The following is a 17,911-nucleotide window of genomic DNA, read 5'->3' as shown; positions in this document are numbered from 1 at the left end:
CAAGGAGCTGATCCCATGTCCCACCCGCAAGCGGGCCAGGGCGCCGCGGTGCGCCGGGTGCTCGCCGTGATCCCCGCGCGCGGCGGCTCCAAGGGCGTGCCCGCGAAGAACCTCGCCCCGGTCGGCGGCGTGCCCCTGGTGGCGCGCGCCGTGCGCGAGTGCCGGGCCGCCCGCCACATCACCGACGTCGTGGTCTCCACCGACGACCAGGCCATCGCGGCCGCCGCCCGGCAGGCCGGCGCCGAGGTCGTGCTGCGGCCCGCCGCCATCGCCGGTGACACCGCCACCTCCGAGGCCGCCGTGCTGCACGCCATGGACTCCCACGAGGCCCTGCACGGCGCCCCCGTGGACGTCGTCCTGCTCGTGCAGTGCACCAGCCCCTTCCTGGTCCGCGAGGACATCGACGGGGTGGCCGGCGCGGTCGTCGAGCAGGGCGCCGACACCGCGGTGACCGTCGCCCCGTTCCACGGCTTCGTCTGGCGCGACGGCGACGACGCGGCCGACGGCGGTCACGGCGTCAACCACGACAAGTCCTTCCGCCCCCGCCGCCAGGACCGCCCCCAGGACTTCCTGGAGACCGGCGCCGCCTACGCGATGGACGCGGCCGGCTTCCGCGAGCACCGGCACCGGTTCTTCGGCCGCACCGAACTCGTGCGCACCGACCCGGCCCGCGTCCTGGAGGTCGACGACCCGCACGACCTCGCCCGGGCCCGCGCCCTCGCCCCGCTCTTCGACGCGGAGCGGCCCGGCGCCCTCCCGACCGCCGACGACATCGACGCGGTCGTCCTCGACTTCGACGGCACCCAGACCGACGACCGGGTGCTGATCGACTCCGACGGACGGGAGTTCGTCTCCGTGCACCGCGGGGACGGACTCGGCATCGCGGCCCTGCGCCGCAGCGGCCTGAAGCTGCTGATCCTGTCCACGGAACAGAACCCGGTCGTCGCCGCCCGCGCGCGCAAGCTCAAGCTGCCCGTGCTGCACGGCATCGACCGCAAGGACCTCGCGCTGAAGCAGTGGTGCGAGGAGCAGGGCATCGCGCCGGAGCGCGTGCTCTACGTCGGCAACGACGTCAACGACCTCCCGTGCTTCGCCCTCGTGGGCTGGCCCGTGGCGGTCGCGAGCGCCCACGACGTCGTACGCGGCGCCGCACGCGCGGTCACCACCCTGCCCGGTGGTGAGGGCGCGATCCGAGAGATCGCCGGCTGGATCCTCGGTCCCTCTCTCGATTCCCTCCCCAAGTAAGGAAACCCCCTGTCATGAGCAACTCCCGCATCCGCACCCTCGGTTCGCGCGAGGCCGGCCCCGGCCGCCCCGTCTACGTCACCGGCGAGATCGGCATCAACCACAACGGCGACCTCGAGAACGCCTTCAAGCTGATCGACGCCGCCGCCGAGGCCGGCTGTGACGCGGTCAAGTTCCAGAAGCGCACCCCGGAGATCTGCACCCCGCGCGACCAGTGGGACATCGAGCGCGACACCCCCTGGGGCCGGATGACGTACATCGACTACCGCCACCGCGTGGAGTTCGGCGAGGACGAGTACCGCCAGATCGACGAGTACTGCAAGTCCAAGAACATCGACTGGTTCGCCTCCCCGTGGGACACCGAGGCCGTCGCCTTCCTGGAGAAGTTCGACGTGCCGGCCCACAAGGTCGCCTCCGCCTCCCTCACCGACGACGAGCTGCTGCGCGCCCTGCGCGCCACCGGCCGCACCGTCATCCTCTCCACCGGCATGTCCACCCCGAAGCAGATCCGCCACGCGGTCGAGGTCCTGGGCAGCGACAACATCCTGCTCTGCCACGCCACCTCCACCTACCCGGCGAAGGCGGAGGAGCTGAACCTCCGTGTGATCAACACCCTCCAGCAGGAGTACCCGAACGTCCCGATCGGCTACTCCGGCCACGAGACCGGCCTGCAGACCACCCTCGCCGCCGTCGCCCTCGGCGCCGTCTTCGTCGAGCGCCACATCACCCTCGACCGCGCCATGTGGGGCTCCGACCAGGCCGCCTCCGTCGAGCCGCAGGGCCTGACCCGCCTGGTCCGCGACATCCGCACCATCGAGGCCTCCCTCGGCGACGGCGTGAAGAAGGTCTACGAGTCCGAGCTGGGCCCGATGAAGAAGCTGCGCCGCGTCACCGGTGCCGTCGCCGAGGCGGAGATCGCGACCGCCGCCGGCGAGCCGCTGGCCGTCTGACGCACCGCACCCACCCCCACCTGACGACGACGGGAACGGTCCTACGTCGATGAGCCCCCGCGCCGGCCGGCCCGGCCCCCACACTCTCGCCTTCGTCGAGAGCCCGGTACAACTGCTCAACGTGCTGGAGTGGGCGCACGCGCATGCGCCCGGCGTGGGGCTCACCCTCGTGGTGCTGTCCCCGGTCGATCCGATGACCCGCGGTCAGCTGCGCCGCATGGCCGAGCTGGCCCGCGAGGAGGGCCACGAGGTCCGCTGGGAGGAGGCGCGGGGAGGGGCGGGCGCCCCGGTGCAGACCGTCGGCGGACTGGCGCGCCTGCTGCGCCGGGCCACCCGGATCGTCCTCGGCGACCCCTTCTCGCGCTACGTCCAGCTGCTGCTGACCATCACCCGGGCCCGTGACCTCGTCGTCGTCGACGACGGCACGGCGACCATGGAGTTCGTCGGCCAGCTGGCCCGGGGCGAACGCCTGGTGCGCTGGCACCGCAAGGGCGGCCGCCCCGGCCCCCGGGACCTGGTCCTCGCCCCCGTCTCCGCCGTCGCCCGGCGCCGGCTCACCCCGGGAGGGAAGCGCGCCGTCGAGGTGTTCACCTCGATGCCCATGGCGGACACCCCGCCCGGGGTGACCGTCAGCGCCCACACCTTCGCCTGGACCCGGGACCGCTTCGGCCCGCCGAGCGTCACCCAGGGCGCCGACATGGTGGGCACCTCCCTGGTGGAGACCGGCGTGGTGGACGCCGACGCCTATCTCGGGGCCGTCCGCTCCCTGGCGAGGACCCACGGCGCGCGGCGCTACTTCGCCCACCGCCGCGAGAGCACCGAGAAGCTGCACCGCCTGGCCGTCGAGACCGGCCTGGAGATCGTCCGCCCGGAACTCCCCCTGGAGCTGATCGCCCGCCGCGGCCCGATCGGCCGCACCGTCCTCAGTTTCCCCTCCACGGTCGTCCACACCCTGCCCCTCGCCCTGAGCGGCACCGGCGTGCGCGTCTCGGTGTGCGACATAGACCCGGCCTGGCTGACCAAGACGGCCTCCCCCCGTGCCCAGGGCTTCCTGTCCAACGTCACGGACACGGCCCGGGACGCCCACCACCTGCGGACGGCACCGGCGGTCTGACCCGCCCGGCCGCCCTCCCCGCCCTCCCGCCCCGACCGGTGCCGAACGCGCCGGCGGGGCGTTCGGCGTAGGCCGGATGAACCGGTCCGCGTGGCTTCGGCCGATCGTGGTAACCGTGAGGAGTGGACAGGTGCCGGAAAGCATGCGCGGGGTGTGAACGGCATCACGGCCCGGCAGGCCATCAGCCGATACCCTCGCAAAAAGGCGCTGATTCTACCCATCGCAACCGACAGCTATGCGTAGGGACGCCGAATTTTCTGCGCCCAACGGGCTGATTTTTCTTGATCGAGGGTCAGTCGTGGGCTCCGGCGCCCTACTCTTCAAAGGGTGAAACCACTGATGTCACTGGAGACCGAGGTCGACCTCCCCGGTGGAGCGGTGCTCCCCGGCGCGTTGCCCGAGGCCCTGCGTGCCGAGCTGGTCGCGTTCCGCCGCGACCTGCACATGCACCCGGAGCTCGGCAACCAGGAGTTCCGCACCACCGCCGCGATCAAGGAACGACTGGAGCGGGCCGGCCTCAGGCCCCGCGTTCTGTCCAGCGGGACCGGCGTGATCTGTGACATCGGCACCGACGGCGAGGCCGGCACCGACTCGGCGATGCTCGCGATGCGCGCCGACATCGACGGCCTGCCCATCCCCGACATGAAGGCCGGGTGCTCCTACCGGTCCACCGTGCCCGACCGCGCCCACGCCTGCGGTCACGACGTGCACACCACCGTGGTGCTCGGCGCCGGACTCGTCCTGGCCGAGCTGCACCGGCAGGGCCTGCTGCCCCGCCCCGTGCGGCTGATCTTCCAGCCCGCGGAGGAGGTGCTGCCCGGCGGCGCCGCCGACGCCATCGAGGACGGCGCGCTCGACGGCATCGGCCGGATCATCGCCGTGCACTGCGACCCCCGCGTCGACGCCGGGAGGATCGGTCTGCGCGAGGGTGCCATTACCTCCGCCTGCGACCGGCTGGAGATCGCCCTCGACGGCCCCGGCGGCCACACCGCCCGCCCGCACCTGACCACCGACCTCGTCACCGCCGCCGCCCGTGTCGTCACCGACGTGCCCGCCCTGATCGGCCGGCGCGTCGACAGCCGCAGCGGACTCGCCGTGACCTGGGGCAGGGTCGAGTCGGGCCACGCGCCCAACGTCATCCCGCAGCACGCCGAACTGTCCGGCACCGTGCGCTGCCTGGACCTGGAGACCTGGCGGCAGGCCCCCGACCTGGTGGTCGCGGCCATCGACGAGGTCGCCAACCTGCACCGCGCCAAGTCGGAGATCACCTACGTGCGCGGCGTCCCGCCGGTCGTCAACGAGGCCGGCGCCACCGAGCTGCTGCGCGACGCCATGATCGCCCGGCGCGGCGTGGAGTCGGTCGAGGGCACCGAGCAGAGCCTCGGCGGCGAGGACTTCTCCTGGTACCTGGAGCGCGTCCCGGGCGCGATGGCCCGCCTCGGCGTCCGCACCCCCGGCGAGCGCACCGTGCGCGACCTGCACCAGGGCGACTTCGACGTCGACGAGCACGCCATCACGGTGGGCGTGGAGCTCTTCACCGCCGCCGCCCTGCTGGACGCCCTGCGCTGACCACCGCCGCTCCGTCCGTCCCCCGTCCGCGCGCTCCGCTTGCGTGCCGGGCGGGGGAGGGGCACCGTGGGGCGTGCCGCCCAGGCATGCGCGTCCCGCCGATCGCCCCTTTCGGTCCCCTACGGCCCCCTGGTTCACAAGGGCGTAACCGGCCATCGGCACGAATGGATAACGGCCCCGCGGTACCCCGTTCCCAGGAGTGTCTACGCGCGTTAATGTGCGCCGAACCGAGCACCCGCTGCGGGGCTTTGGAGAATGGGGAACTTCAGATGCGTCGGATATCCAAACTGACCCGCGTCGCGGTGGGGGTCGCGTCGCTCGCACTCGCCGCCACCGCCTGCGGTGGCACCAGCAGTGACAAGGGCGACAGCGGCCCCAAGGAGGACCTCGGTCTCGCCATCGCCTACGACATCGGCGGCAAGGGCGACCAGTCCTTCAACGACGCCGCGTACGCCGGCCTCACCAAGGCCAAGGACGAGTACGGCTACAAGACCGCCGACGTCGAGCCCACCGAGGGCGAGACCGACGCGGACAAGGAGCAGCGCCTGGCCTCGCTGGCCCGCCAGGGCTACGACCCGGTCATCGGCGTCGGCTTCGCCTACGGCCCCGCGATGAAGGCCGTCGCCGCGAAGTACCCGGACACCACCTTCGGCATCGTCGACTCCGTCGTCGAGGGCGACAACGTCGCCTCCCTGGTCTTCGCCGAGGAGCAGGCCTCGTACCTGGCCGGCGTCGCCGCCGCCAAGGCCACCAAGACCAAAACGGTCGGCTTCGTGGGCGGTGTGGACATCCCGCTGATCCACAAGTTCCAGGCGGGCTTCGAGCAGGGTGTCAAGGACACCGACGCCAAGGTGAAGGTGATCCCGCAGTACCTGACGCAGACCGCGGAGGAGGGCGGCTTCTCCAGCCCCGACAAGGGCAAGGCCGCCGCCGAGGGCCAGATCGAGAAGAACGCCGACGTGGTCTACCAGGCGGCCGGTCTGTCCGGTCAGGGTGTGATCGAGGCCGCCGCCAAGGCGAAGGTCTGGGCGATCGGTGTCGACTCCGACCAGTACCGGCAGGAAGCCCTCGCGGCCTACAAGGACTACATCCTCACCTCCGCCCTGAAGGACGTCGGCGGCGCGGTGTACGCGCTGGCCAAGTCGGTGCACGACGACAAGCCGCTGACCGGCACCCAGGTCTTCGACCTGAAGGTGAACGGCGTGGGCCTGTCGGAGAGCAACCCGAAGATGGCCGAGGTGACGGGCCTGACGGACGCCGTGGCCAAGGCCAAGGAAGGCATCATCGACGGCTCCATCAAGGTCCGGACGGAGCAGTAGCGGCCGGCGCGGCCGATGACCGTGGAGCGGGCGGGCACCCCGGGTGCCCGCCCGCTCCGCCGTCCGCGCGTCCGCTCACCCACCGCCACCTCCCGTTCGCGAACGGCAAGGCCGTGACCAGGGCTCGGCGCCGGGTTGGCCACGGGCGCATAACAAGGTGGACAGAAGGGGTTTTCAGGCAGGTCTACGCGCGTTAATCTGCGGCGAAGCCAGCGCCGTAGCCGACCTGTCCCCGGCGCTTGTACGACCCTAGGAGCACCACTCATGCGCCGGATTTCCCGGATCACGGTCGCAGGCGCAGCGACCGCCTCCCTGGCCCTCGCCCTCTCCGCCTGCGGCGGCACCTCGACCTCTTCCAGCTCCTCGGAGTCGAAGGGGGACAAGGGCCTCGCCATCGCCTACGACGTCGGCGGCAAGGGCGACCAGTCCTTCAACGACGCCGCGTACGCGGGCCTGGAGCAGGCGAAGAAGGAGTTCGGCTACGAGACGGCCGACGTCGAGCCCACCGAGGGCGAGACGGACGCCGACAAGGAGCAGCGCCTGGCGTCGCTGGCGAAGCAGGGCTACAACCCGGTCATCGGTGTGGGCTACGCCTACGCCGCCGCCGTCAAGGGCGCCGCGGAGAAGTTCCCGGACACCACCTTCGGCATCGTGGACGACGCCACGATCGAGGCGGAGAACGTGGCCGACCTGGTCTTCTCCGAGGAGCAGGCCTCCTACCTGGCCGGCGTCGCCGCCGCCAAGAGCACCAAGACCGACACGGTCGGCTTCGTGGGCGGTGTGGACATCCCGCTGATCCACAAGTTCCAGGCGGGCTTCGAGCAGGGCGTCAAGGACACCGACGCCAAGGTGAAGGTCGTCTCGCAGTACCTGACGCAGACGGCCGAGGAGGGCGGCTTCTCCAGCCCCGACAAGGGCAAGACCGCCGCCGAGGGCCAGATCGAGAAGAAGGCCGACGTCATCTACGCGGCCGCCGGTCTGTCCGGTCAGGGCGTCATCGAGGCCGCCGCCGCCAACAAGGTGTGGGCGATCGGCGTCGACTCCGACCAGTACCGGCAGGAAGCCCTCGCCAAGTACAAGGACTCGATCCTCACTTCGGCGATGAAGGACGTCGCCAAGGCGGTGTACAACCTGGCGAAGTCGGTCGAGGACGGCAAGCCCGAGACCGGTATCGTCAGGGGCGATCTGAAGACGGGTGAGGTGAGCCTGTCGAACTCCAACCCGAAGTTCGCGGACGACGCCGAGCTCCAGAAAGCCATCGAGACGGCCAAGGAGAAGATCGTCAGCGGCGAGATCAAGGTCAAGTCGAGCTGACCACCCGAGTAACCGCGGGGTCGCGTCCGCTCGACGGGGTACGGGGAGTCGGGCTCCCCGTACCCCGTCGGTTCGGTGCGCCACCGCTTTGCATGCCGTAGGGGCACTACGCGCGTAGACGGCCCCCGTCCCCAGGAGAGTGCGCCATCAACGCGTCCAGCAGCCCTCCGGCCGGAGCGGCGGTCAACGAATCGGTGACCGCCGTCGAGCTCGCCGGGATCACCAAGCGCTTCCCGGGTGTCGTGGCCAACCACGACATCCACCTCACCGTCCGCAAGGGCACCGTCCACGCCCTGGTCGGGGAGAACGGCGCCGGCAAGTCGACCCTGATGAAGATCCTCTACGGCATGCAGAAGCCGGACGAGGGCACCATCGCGATCCACGGCGAACAGGTGAGCTTCTCCTCGCCCGCCGACGCGATCGTCCGCGGCATCGGCATGGTGCACCAGCACTTCATGCTCGCGGACAACCTCACCGTCCTGGAGAACGTCGTCCTCGGCAGCGAGAAGCTGTACGGCATCGGCGCGAAGGCCCGCCGCAAGATCAGGGAACTCTCCGACCGCTACGGCCTCGGCGTGCGCCCCGACGTCCTGGTCGAGGAGCTCGGCGTGGCCGCTCGCCAGCGCGTGGAGATCCTCAAGGTCCTCTACCGCGGCGCCACCACCCTGATCCTCGACGAGCCCACCGCCGTCCTCGTCCCGCAGGAGGTCGACGCGCTCTTCGACAACCTGCGCGAGCTGAAGGCCGAGGGCCTGTCGGTCATCTTCATCTCCCACAAGCTGGGCGAGGTCCTCTCCGTCGCCGACGAGATCACCGTCATCCGTCGCGGCACCACGGTCGGCACCGCCGTCCCCGCCGAGACCACCCCCCGCCAGCTCGCCGAGATGATGGTCGGCAGCGAACTGCCGACCCCGGAGACCGCCGAGTCCACGGTCACCGACCGGCCCGTCCTCACCGTCGACACGCTGCGCCTGACCGCCCCCGGCGGCAAGGCCCTGCTGGACGACATCAGCTTCACCATCCACGCGGGCGAGGTCCTGGGCATCGCCGGCGTGGAGGGCAACGGCCAGACCGAGCTGGTCGACGCCCTCATCGGCCTCAAGCACGCCGACTCCGGCGTCATCCGGCTGGCCGACGAGGAGATCACCGCCTGGCCCACCCGCCGCCGCCGCGAGCAGGGCATCGGCTACATCCCCGAGGACCGCCACCGCCACGGCCTGCTCCTGGAGTCCCCCCTCTGGGAGAACCGCATCCTCGGCCACGTCACGGAGCGGCCCAACGCCAAGGGCGTCTGGCTGGACCCGAAGGCCGCCCAGGAGGACACCCGCCGGATCGTGACGGAGTACGACGTCCGCACCCCCGGCATCGACGTCACCGCCGCCTCCCTGTCCGGCGGCAACCAGCAGAAGCTGATCGTCGGCCGCGAGATGAGCCACGAGCCGCGCTTCCTGATCGCCGCCCACCCCACCCGCGGTGTGGACGTCGGCGCGCAGGCCGCGATCTGGGACCACATCCGCGAGGCCCGCCGCGAGGGCCTGGCCGTGCTGCTGATCTCCGCCGACCTGGACGAGCTCATCGGCCTGTCCGACACCCTGAGGGTGATCTACGACGGCAAGCTGGTCGCGGACGCCGACCCCGCCACCATCACCCCGGAGGAACTCGGCACCGCCATGACCGGCGCCGCCTCCGGACACCTGGAGCACGAGGAGACCCCGGCCGACGGCGGCCCGGGTGCGGAAGACGAGGCCCGCTGATGAAGAAGTTCGACAAGGAGCGCGTGCTGCTCGCGGTGGCCGGGCCGGTCATCGCGCTCGCCGTGGCCTTCGCCCTCAGCGCGATCGTGCTGCTCGCCTCCGGCAAGAACCCGGTCGAGCCGTTCGCCCTGATGTTCGAGCAGGCCGGGTTCTCCGACATCCAGGTCCTGATCATCAACCAGGCGTCGATGTACTACATCGCGGCCCTCGCGGTGGCCATCGGCTTCCGGATGAACCTCTTCAACATCGGCGTCGACGGCCAGTACCAGCTCGCCGCCATGATGGCCGCCATCGTCGGCGCCCACGCAGCCCTCCCGGCCGCCCTGCAGATCCCGCTGCTGCTCCTGACCGCCGTGCTCACCGGCGCCTTCTGGTCCGGCATCGCCGGTGTCCTCAAGGTCACCCGGGGCGTCAGCGAGGTCGTCGCCACGATCATGCTCAACGCGATCGCGACCTCCGTCATCGGCTACCTGTGGCTGCCCACCGTCTTCGGCGTCAAGGTCGGCAACAACAACACCACCGGCGAGATGCACGAGTCCGGCTGGATCCCCGGCATCGACATGGGCGAGGCCGGCGAGATCTACGGCCTGGTCATCCTGGCCGTCCTGCTCGGCATCGGCTACTGGGTCGTCCTCAACCGCACCCGCTTCGGCTTCGACCTGCGCGCCTCCGGCGCCTCCGAGTCCGCCGCCGCGGCCAGCGGCGTCGACCCCAAGCGCATGGTGCTCACCGCCATGCTGATCTCCGGTGCCATCGCCGGACTCGCGGGCCTGCCCATCCTGATGGGCGACACCCACACCTACAGCCTCAACTTCCCCACCGGCATCGGCTTCCTCGGCATCGGCATCGCCCTGCTCGGCCGCAACAGCCCGGTCGGCATCGCCTTCGCGGCCCTGCTGTGGGCCTGGCTCGACAAGGCCTCGCCCGAGCTGGACTTCCACGGCTACGACAAGGAGATCGCGGTCATCATGCAGGGCCTGATCGTCCTCTCCGTCGTCGTCTCCTACGAGGCCGTCCGCGAGTGGGGCCTGCGCCGCCAGCAGCGCCGGGTCGGCGCCGAGCTCGCCGCCGGTCACGTCCTGGGCGCCGACAACAACACCACGAAGGAGGTGGCCGGCCGATGACCGCACCGACCACAGCGACCGACGTCAACCAGCCGTCGCTGGAGCACGCACCCAAGACCGGCCGCCGCCTGTCCTGGCCCGTCCTGCTCCTGGTCATCGCCGGAGCCCTGGCGCTGACCTCGATCGTCCGGTTGATCACCGGCGCGGACGGCATCACCAACGTCAGCCAGATGTCCACCGCCCTCCAGCTCGCCGTGCCGATCGGCCTGGCCGGCCTCGGCGGCCTGTGGGCCGAGCGCGCGGGCGTCGTCAACATCGGCCTCGAAGGCATGATGATCATGGGCACCTGGTTCGGTGCCTGGGCCGGATTCCAGTGGGGCCCGTGGACCGGCGTCCTGGTCGGCATCATCGGCGGCGCGATCGGCGGCCTGCTGCACGCGCTCGTCACCGTCACCTTCAACGTCAACCACATCGTCTCCGGCGTGGCCATCAACATCCTCGCCCTCGGCGCCACCCGCTACCTCGCCCCGCTGGCCTTCGAGGGCCACCCGGGCGGCTCCGCCAAGCAGTCCCCGGCGATCGAGTCCCTCGGCCACTTCACCGTGCCGGGACTCTCCGACGGACTCCGGGACCTCAACGACAAGGGCTGGTTCCTGGTCTCCGACATCGCGGGCCTGCTCGGCGGACTGGTCACCGACGTCTCCTGGCTGACCCTGATCGCCGTCGCGCTCATCCCCGCGACCTGGTGGATCCTGTGGCGCACCGCCTTCGGCCTCAGGCTGCGCTCCTGCGGCGAGAACCCGATCGCGGCCGAGTCCCTCGGCGTCAACGTCTACAAGTACAAGTACCTGGCCGTGATCATCTCCGGCGGTCTGGCCGGCCTCGGCGGCGTCTTCCTCTCCCTCGTCGCCAACCCCTTCTACCTGGAGGGCCAGGTCAGCGGCCGCGGCTACATCGGCCTCGCCGCGATGATCTTCGGCAACTGGATGCCCGGCGGCCTCGCCATCGGCGCCGGCCTCTTCGGCTACACCGACAGCCTCAACCTGCGCGGCGGCTCCGCCAACGTGCACGCCCTGCTGCTGCTCGGCGCGCTGCTGCTGCTCATCGGCGCGATCTGGCTGGTGGTCCGCAAGAAGTACGTCCAGGCGGTGATCACCCTGGTCATCGGCGCCCTCGTCTTCGCCTGGTACGCCGGCACCAACGAGGTCCCCAACCAGGTCGTCTCCGCCACGCCGTACGTCATCACCCTGGTCGTCCTCGCCCTGTCCGCGCAGCGGCTGCGGATGCCGAGGGCCAACGGCATGCCGTACCGGAAGGGACAGGGCAAGTGACCGCGGCCGACGTCGACTGGGAGGCGCTGCGCGCCACCGCGCGGGACGCCATGTCCCACGCCTACGCCCCCTACTCGGGTTACCCGGTCGGCGTCGCCGCCCTGGTCGACGACGGACGCACGGTCTCCGGCTGCAACGTCGAGAACGCCTCGTACGGTCTCGGCCTGTGCGCCGAGTGCGGACTGGTCTCCGAGCTCCAGCGCACCGGGGGCGGCCGGCTCACGCACTTCACCTGCGTGGACGGCAGGGGCGAGATCCTCGTCCCGTGCGGCCGCTGCCGCCAGCTGCTGTACGAGTTCGGCGGCCCCGGACTGCTGCTGGAGACCCCGGCGGGCATCCTGCCGCTGTCGGAGATGCTGCCCCAGGCCTTCGGCCCGCAGTACCTCACCAAGTAACTCCCGTACGGCCCCTGTGAGCGACTGCCGTTACCGTCGTTCGCGGGGGCCGTACCCTTCGCACCCCGGAAGGAACGCCAGCCATGGCCATGGACGCCATCTCCGTCATCCGCACCAAGCGGGACCGCGGCGAACTCAGTGACGAGCAGATCGACTGGGTCATCGACGCGTACACCCGCGGGGAGGTGGCCGACGAGCAGATGTCGGCCCTCGCCATGGCGATCCTGCTCAACGGCATGAACCGGGGCGAGATCGCCCGCTGGACCGCCGCGATGATCGCCTCCGGCGAGCGCATGGACTTCTCCTCGCTCTCCCGCCCCACCGCCGACAAGCACTCCACCGGCGGCGTCGGCGACAAGATCACCCTCCCGCTGGCCCCGCTCGTCGCGGCCTGCGGCGCGGCCGTCCCGCAGCTGTCGGGTCGCGGCCTCGGCCACACCGGCGGCACCCTCGACAAGCTGGAGTCCATCCCCGGCTGGCGCGCCCTGCTCTCCAACGAGGAGATGCTGTCGGTGCTGGACGGCACCGGCGCCGTGATCTGCGCGGCGGGCGACGGACTGGCCCCGGCGGACAAGAAGCTCTACGCCCTCCGGGACGTCACGGGCACGGTCGAGGCGATCCCGCTCATCGCCTCCTCGATCATGTCGAAGAAGATCGCGGAGGGCACCGGCTCCCTGGTCCTCGACGTGAAGGTCGGCACCGGCGCCTTCATGAAGACGATCGACGACGCCCGCGAGCTGGCCGCCACGATGGTCGGCCTGGGCACCGACTCCGGCGTGAAGACGGTCGCCCTGCTCACCGACATGTCCACCCCGCTCGGCCTGACCGCGGGCAACGCCGTGGAGGTCCGCGAGTCGGTGGAGGTCCTGGCGGGCGGCGGTCCGGCGGACGTCGTCGAGCTGACCCTCGCCCTCGCCCGCGAGATGCTGGACGCGGCGGGCCTGCGCGACGCCGACCCGGCGAAGGCCCTCGCCGACGGCTCCGCGATGGACGTCTGGCGCCGCATGATCGCCGCCCAGGGCGGCGACCCGGACGCGGAGCTGCCGGTCGCCCGGGAGCAGCACGTGGTGAAGGCCACCGCCTCCGGCGTCCTGACCCGCCTGGACGCCTACGGCATCGGTGTCGCCGCCTGGCGCCTCGGCGCGGGCCGCGCCCGCAAGGAGGACCCGGTGCAGGCGGGCGCGGGCGTCGAGATGCACGCCAAGCCCGGCGACACGGTGACGGAGGGCCAGCCCCTCCTCACCCTCCACACGGACACCCCGGACCGCTTCGCGTACGCGCTCCAGGCGGTCGAGGGCTCGTACGACATCGCGGCCCCCGGCACGGACTTCTCCGCCACGCCGGTGGTGCTGGAACGCATCGCCTGACCTGGAGTTTCCCCTTTCGGGTGAACGGGACCGGTGGACCCCCACCGGTCCCGTTCGGCATGCTGGACTCGGTGACGCACCGATTGGGGACCGTCGTGAGCGCACTCACCGTGAGCCAGGACCCCGAGCAGAGCTGGAACGACCTCGTCCGGTTCTGGGAGGGGATGGAATGGCCCGAGGGCAGCAAGGTGGAGATCATTGAGGGGATCATCACCGTGTCACCCGCTCCCGCCTACCGTCACAACGTGATCGCGGCCCGCATTCAGCGGCGCCTCTACTCCGTGATCCCCGACGACTGGGAGATCTTCCAGACCCTGGCCATCGCTGTGCCCTCGCGTCTGGGCATGCTGATCCCGGACCTCGTGGTGGCCCCGGTACGGGAGCACACGGAGTCGGACACCCACATCCCCGCCGCCCTCGCCGAACTGGTCGTCGAGGTCACCTCGAAGTCCAACGCCCGTGACGACCGCGTCAGCGAGCCCGCCGCCTACGCCACCGCGGGTATCCCGCTGTACCTCCTCGTCGACCGCTGGGCCCCCGACGGCCCGGCCGTGACGCTCTACGGTGAACCGAAGGGTGACGTCCACCGTCCCCTGAGCACCGCGAAGTTCGGTGAGCCGATCAAGCTCCCCGCCCCCTTCGACCTGGTCATCGACACCGGCGAGTTCCCCGAGGCCTGAGTCACCCCAGCAGCGCCGCGACCACCACCAGTACCGGCACCGAGAGCACCGTGGAGACGAGGATCGCCTCCCGGGCCAGCTTCTCGCCCACGCGGTAGCTGCTCGCGTACGTGAAGAGGTTCTGCGCGGCCGGGAGGGCCGAGGTCACCACCACGTCCAGCAGATGCGCCCCGCGCAGCCCGAAGACGCCGGCCCCCAGCACCCAGGCCACCAGCGGCTGGCCCACCGCCTTCAGCGCCACGGCGAGCAGGACGGCGCCCCGGTCACCGCCCCGCAGGGGCAGGGTGCTGCCGCGCAGCGAGATGCCGAAGGCGAGGAGCACGGCGGGCACCGCCATGTTGCCGATCAGCGTCATCGGGTCCCAGACCGGGCCGGGTATCCCGATCCCGGCCGCCGACACCGCCACCCCCGCCAGCGACGCGACCGCGACCGGATTGCGCAACGGTGTCAGGACCCGCCGCCACAACGGCCGCTTCTCGCCCGCCGTCGACAGGTCGAGGATCGTCAGCGCGATCGGGGTGACCCCGACCAGCTGGAACAGCAGCACCGGAGCCACGAGGGAGGCGTCCCCGAGGACGTACACCGCGATGGGGATGCCCAGGTTGCCGGAGTTGACGTAGCTGGAGCACAGGGCGCCGATGGTGGTGTGGCCCACGCCCCAGCCGCGCACCACACCCACCGCGACGAAGACGCCCGCCACCGCCGCCGTGCTCAGCGCGGTGACCAGCAGCCGGCTGGAGAAGACCACCGACAGGTCGGCCCGGGCGAGCGTGGTGAACAGCAGGGCGGGCGAGGCCACGTGGAACGCCAGCTTGGTCAGGACCTCGCGGCCCTGTGCGCCGAGATACCCCCGGCGGCCGATGACGTAGCCGACGCCGATGACGACGGCGATCACCAGGAACCCGCTCAGCACCCCCTGCACGGCAGCTCCTCGCGGAGGCGAAGGGCACCGGACACCGCGGGCGGGGATGATCTATGGCGCATACACCCAACTCTCCGGGGAGGGGCATGCCCAGGTCAATGTGATCCTTCCGGCGCGGGACGCCGCGGACCGGCGCGATGAGTTACGCGCGCACCGCCGGTCTACCGATCGTGGACGCCATGACACCGCCCGTACTCGTGCTCAGCGGCCCCCTCGCCCGGGACGGGGTGAGCGGGCCCTGCGACGCGCTGCGGGCCCTGCTGGAGAGGGGCGGCGGCGGGCCGGGCGGGGTGGTCGTCTGCGACGTCGGCGGTCTCGGACCGCCCGGGCTCGCCGCCGTGGACCTGCTCGCCCGGCTCCAGCTCACCGCCCGCAGAGCCGGGGGCCGGATCCGGCTGCGCGACCCCTCCCCGACCCTATGCGCCCTGCTCGACCTGGTCGGCCTCCGCTTCGAGACGGAGGGGCAGCCCGAACAGCGGGAACCACCGCTGGGTGTCCAGGAAGCAGTGGAACCCGGTGATCCGGTCGTCTGAGATCTCCAGCACCTGCACCGCCCATGGGACGAAACCGCCGCTGTCCGGGTCGGGCTTGTACTGCGCGAACCCGGGCAGCCCGTTGACCTGGACGGGCACCAGCCGCGAGTTCGCGCAGGGCGCGCCCAGTGTCGTCATGAAACCCGTGATGTCGGCGGGGCCGGTCAGCCACAGGTCGAACGGCGGCATCGTCATGATGGCGTCCTCGTGCAGCAGCGCGGTCAGCGCCGTCATGTCGTAGCCCTCGAACGCCGCGACGTAGCGGTCGAGCAGCTTCCGCTGCTCCTCGTCCAGCGGGTCGGACACCGACGCGTCGGCGCCCGGCTGCCGCCGCTCGGCGAGCGTCGCCCGGGCGCGCTGGAGCGCGCTGTTGACCGACGCGACCGAGGTGTCCAGCAGCTCCGCGACCTCGCTCGCCTTCCAGGCCAGCACCTCGCGCAGGATCAGCACCGCCCGCTGCTTGGCGGGCAGCTGCTGGAGCGCGGCCATGAACGCGAGCCGCACCGACTCCTTGGCGACCGCGGCCTCCGCCGGGTCGGTGGGCGTGGGCAGCACCCTCGCGTCGGGCATCGGCTCCAGCCAGGTGTGGTCGGGACGGGGCGACAGGGCCGCCTGCGCGAGCGGGGTGGACTCCGTCAGGTCCATCGGGCGGGCGCGCTTGTTGCCCGCCGCCAGCATGTCCAGACAGACGTTGGTCGCGATCCGGTAGAGCCAGGAACGCAGGCTGGAACGGCCCTCGAACGTGGCGTAGCCGCGCCAGGCGCGGACCATCGTGTCCTGCACCGCGTCCTCCGCCTCGAAGGAGGAACCGAGCATCCGGTAGCAGTACCCGGTCAGCTCGACGCGGTGTGCTTCCAGCCTGGTGTCCAGGTCCGTCGTCGCCGTGCCGTTCGTCATCGTCCACCCACCCCATGTGGCGTCCTCGGGGCGCGCCATCGCACCCGGCACTTCGGAAGCTACCGCAGGCCACTGACAACGGCCCCCCGAGCGCGAGACATCGCAGCTCAGGGGGCCGTTTCCCGTTCCGTCCCCCGGGGTCCGAAGCTCGGGGGACGGGAGGGGGTCAGGCAGGCCGGGCCACCGCCCGTGCCGCCGCGCGCGTTCCCGCCAGGGTGATCGCCGCGACTCCGGCCACCGCCACCAGGCCGACCGCCACCGTCCCGGCCCAGCCGCCCGAGTGGAACGCGAGCGCCCCCACCGTGCTGCCCACGCTGGAACCGACGTAGTAGGCGGACTGGTACAGGGCCGACGCCTGCGCACGCCCCGTCGTCGCCGTCTTCCCGACCGCCGACGACGCCACCGCGTGCCCCGCGAAGAAGCCCGCCGTGATCAGCACCAGACCCAGCAGCACCACCGGAAGCGACCCGGCCAGCGACAGCAGCAGCCCGGCCGCCGTCGTCCCGCCGCCCGCGTACAGCGCGCCCCGGCGGCCCAGCCGGCCCACCAGCCGGCCCGCCGCCGACGCCGAGACCGTGCCCACCAGGTAGACCAGGAAGATCGAGCCGACGATGCCCTGCGGCAGCGAGAACGGCGCCTCGGTCAGCCGGTAGCCGATGACCGTGTACACACCGCCGAACACCGTCATGAACAGCGCGCCGATCGCGTACAGCCGCCGCAGCAGGGGGTTGGCGAGGTGGTCCCGCACGGTGCGCGCCAGCACGCGCGGCCGCAGCGAGCCCGGCCGGAAGTGCCGCGGCGCCGGCAGCAGCAGCCGGAAGGCCACCGCGCACGCCACCGCCACCGCGCCGATCACGCCGACGGCGACCCGCCAGCCCCACTCCTGCGCCACCCAGCCGGTGATCACCCGGCCGCTCATCCCGCCCACGCTGTTGCCCGCGACGAACAGCCCGATCGCGGTCACCAGCGCCTTGGGCGTCACCTCCTCCGCGAGGTACGCCGTCGCCGAGGCGGGCAGCCCGGCCAGGGCCGCGCCCTGGAGCGCCCGCAGGACCACCAGCGCCTCCAGCGACGGGGCGAAGGGCACCAGCAGGCCGACGGTCACCGCGACGGCGAGGGAGGCCGTCATGACCGTACGGCGGCCGAAGCGCTCCGACAGCGCGCTCATCGGCAGCACGAACAGCGCGAGGCCGCCGGTGGCCGCCGCCACCGTCCAGCTCGCGTCGCCCGCGCTCACCGCGAAGTCGGCGGAGATCAGCGGCAGCAGGGCCTGGGTGGAGTACAGCAGCGCGAAGGTCGCGACACCCGCGAGGAACAGGGCGAGACTCATCCGGCGGTAACCGGGTCCGCCCGGGGACATCCGGGACGCGGAGACGGCCTCGGGGACGGGCTGGATCGGAGGAACGGAAGCGACGGCGCCCACACTGGTGGACGCCCCGGTACTGGCGGGAGTCATG

At 71.7% G+C, this 17,911-nt stretch carries 16 protein-coding genes; 13 read left to right on the top strand and 3 right to left on the bottom strand.

The features are described from left to right. Window positions 1-15: 15 nt before the first annotated feature. The 12 genes from FHX78_RS12895 to FHX78_RS12840 all read left to right on the top strand — a co-directional run bounded on the left by FHX78_RS12895 (window position 16) and on the right by FHX78_RS12840 (window position 14,102). Window positions 16-1,245, top strand: coding sequence for an N-acylneuraminate cytidylyltransferase (locus FHX78_RS12895; RefSeq protein ID WP_145867598.1), 1,230 nt, complete (start codon window positions 16-18; stop codon window positions 1,243-1,245). Between the two features lie 14 nt (window positions 1,246-1,259). After that, entirely contained in the window at window positions 1,260-2,195 is a 936-nt protein-coding gene (locus FHX78_RS12890) for an N-acetylneuraminate synthase family protein (RefSeq protein WP_145867597.1), read from the top strand. A 49-nt stretch (window positions 2,196-2,244) separates the two neighbouring features. Continuing rightward, complete coding sequence (locus FHX78_RS12885; RefSeq protein WP_145867596.1) at window positions 2,245-3,309, top strand: hypothetical protein; 1,065 nt, start codon at window positions 2,245-2,247, stop codon at window positions 3,307-3,309. A 339-nt stretch (window positions 3,310-3,648) separates the two neighbouring features. Beyond that, the gene (locus tag FHX78_RS12880; RefSeq protein ID WP_145871910.1) at window positions 3,649-4,878 is read left to right on the top strand and encodes a M20 family metallopeptidase; all 1,230 of its coding nucleotides are present in this window, start codon (window positions 3,649-3,651) and stop codon (window positions 4,876-4,878) included. Window positions 4,879-5,147: 269 nt separating this feature from the next. Then, window positions 5,148-6,197: a BMP family lipoprotein gene (locus FHX78_RS12875; RefSeq protein WP_145867595.1), complete on the top strand. Its 1,050-nt coding sequence runs from the start codon at window positions 5,148-5,150 to the stop codon at window positions 6,195-6,197. A 264-nt stretch (window positions 6,198-6,461) separates the two neighbouring features. Beyond that, entirely contained in the window at window positions 6,462-7,511 is a 1,050-nt protein-coding gene (locus tag FHX78_RS12870) for a BMP family lipoprotein (protein WP_145867594.1), read from the top strand. 194 nt (window positions 7,512-7,705) lie between these two features. Then, window positions 7,706-9,265, top strand: coding sequence for an ABC transporter ATP-binding protein (locus FHX78_RS12865; protein ID WP_145867593.1), 1,560 nt, complete (start codon window positions 7,706-7,708; stop codon window positions 9,263-9,265). After that, entirely contained in the window at window positions 9,265-10,389 is a 1,125-nt protein-coding gene (locus FHX78_RS12860) for an ABC transporter permease (RefSeq protein WP_145867592.1), read from the top strand. The genes FHX78_RS12865 and FHX78_RS12860 overlap by 1 nt, the downstream gene beginning before the upstream one ends. Beyond that, complete coding sequence (locus tag FHX78_RS12855) at window positions 10,386-11,660, top strand: ABC transporter permease (protein WP_145867591.1); 1,275 nt, start codon at window positions 10,386-10,388, stop codon at window positions 11,658-11,660. Before FHX78_RS12860 ends, FHX78_RS12855 begins: the two co-directional genes overlap by 4 nt. Beyond that, the gene (locus FHX78_RS12850) at window positions 11,657-12,055 is read left to right on the top strand and encodes a cytidine deaminase (RefSeq protein ID WP_145867590.1); all 399 of its coding nucleotides are present in this window, start codon (window positions 11,657-11,659) and stop codon (window positions 12,053-12,055) included. Before FHX78_RS12855 ends, FHX78_RS12850 begins: the two co-directional genes overlap by 4 nt. Before the next feature lie 89 nt (window positions 12,056-12,144). Then, window positions 12,145-13,422, top strand: coding sequence for a thymidine phosphorylase (locus tag FHX78_RS12845; RefSeq protein WP_189908536.1), 1,278 nt, complete (start codon window positions 12,145-12,147; stop codon window positions 13,420-13,422). Between the two features lie 95 nt (window positions 13,423-13,517). After that, window positions 13,518-14,102 (top strand): Uma2 family endonuclease, encoded by a 585-nt coding sequence (locus tag FHX78_RS12840; protein WP_145867588.1) that lies wholly within the window; start codon window positions 13,518-13,520, stop codon window positions 14,100-14,102. Window position 14,103: 1 nt separating this feature from the next. Here FHX78_RS12840 and FHX78_RS12835 read toward each other — a convergent pair whose 3' ends face one another. After that, window positions 14,104-15,024 (bottom strand): AEC family transporter, encoded by a 921-nt coding sequence (locus FHX78_RS12835; protein ID WP_145867587.1) that lies wholly within the window; start codon window positions 15,022-15,024, stop codon window positions 14,104-14,106. A 137-nt stretch (window positions 15,025-15,161) separates the two neighbouring features. On the opposite strand from FHX78_RS12835, the gene FHX78_RS12830 reads away from it, so the two are divergent. Continuing rightward, complete coding sequence (locus FHX78_RS12830; protein ID WP_145867586.1) at window positions 15,162-15,557, top strand: STAS domain-containing protein; 396 nt, start codon at window positions 15,162-15,164, stop codon at window positions 15,555-15,557. On the opposite strand, the gene FHX78_RS12825 is transcribed toward FHX78_RS12830, so the two are convergent. Beyond that, window positions 15,441-16,454, bottom strand: a complete 1,014-nt coding sequence (locus tag FHX78_RS12825) for a sigma-70 family RNA polymerase sigma factor (protein ID WP_145867585.1) — start codon at window positions 16,452-16,454, stop codon at window positions 15,441-15,443. The two genes, FHX78_RS12830 and FHX78_RS12825, sit on opposite strands and share 117 nt — an antisense overlap. A gap of 166 nt (window positions 16,455-16,620) precedes the next feature. Further along, window positions 16,621-17,910: an MFS transporter gene (locus tag FHX78_RS12820; protein WP_145867584.1), complete on the bottom strand. Its 1,290-nt coding sequence runs from the start codon at window positions 17,908-17,910 to the stop codon at window positions 16,621-16,623. Window position 17,911 lies beyond the last annotated feature (1 nt).

The sequence above is a fragment of the Streptomyces capillispiralis genome (assembly GCF_007829875.1).
In the GTDB taxonomy this organism is placed as follows: domain Bacteria; phylum Actinomycetota; class Actinomycetes; order Streptomycetales; family Streptomycetaceae; genus Streptomyces; species Streptomyces capillispiralis.
Note: the sequence above shows the minus strand (reverse complement) of the source record. Positions and strands in the feature narration are given on the sequence as shown.

Bases quoted from the DNA above. Each gene is read 5' to 3' on its own strand.
- FHX78_RS12890 (WP_145867597.1), top strand. From the start codon at position 1,260: ATGAGCAACTCCCGCATCCGCACCCTCGGTTCGCGCGAGGCCGGCCCC.
- FHX78_RS12820 (WP_145867584.1), bottom strand. From the start codon at position 17,910: ATGACTCCCGCCAGTACCGGGGCGTCCACCAGTGTGGGCGCCGTCGCT.
- FHX78_RS12885 (WP_145867596.1), top strand. From the start codon at position 2,245: ATGAGCCCCCGCGCCGGCCGGCCCGGCCCCCACACTCTCGCCTTCGTC.
- FHX78_RS12880 (WP_145871910.1), top strand. From the start codon at position 3,649: ATGTCACTGGAGACCGAGGTCGACCTCCCCGGTGGAGCGGTGCTCCCC.
- FHX78_RS12845 (WP_189908536.1), top strand. From the start codon at position 12,145: ATGGACGCCATCTCCGTCATCCGCACCAAGCGGGACCGCGGCGAACTC.
- FHX78_RS12830 (WP_145867586.1), top strand. From the start codon at position 15,162: ATGAGTTACGCGCGCACCGCCGGTCTACCGATCGTGGACGCCATGACA.
- FHX78_RS12855 (WP_145867591.1), top strand. From the start codon at position 10,386: ATGACCGCACCGACCACAGCGACCGACGTCAACCAGCCGTCGCTGGAG.
- FHX78_RS12895 (WP_145867598.1), top strand. From the start codon at position 16: ATGTCCCACCCGCAAGCGGGCCAGGGCGCCGCGGTGCGCCGGGTGCTC.
- FHX78_RS12825 (WP_145867585.1), bottom strand. From the start codon at position 16,454: ATGACGAACGGCACGGCGACGACGGACCTGGACACCAGGCTGGAAGCA.
- FHX78_RS12870 (WP_145867594.1), top strand. From the start codon at position 6,462: ATGCGCCGGATTTCCCGGATCACGGTCGCAGGCGCAGCGACCGCCTCC.
- FHX78_RS12860 (WP_145867592.1), top strand. From the start codon at position 9,265: ATGAAGAAGTTCGACAAGGAGCGCGTGCTGCTCGCGGTGGCCGGGCCG.
- FHX78_RS12875 (WP_145867595.1), top strand. From the start codon at position 5,148: ATGCGTCGGATATCCAAACTGACCCGCGTCGCGGTGGGGGTCGCGTCG.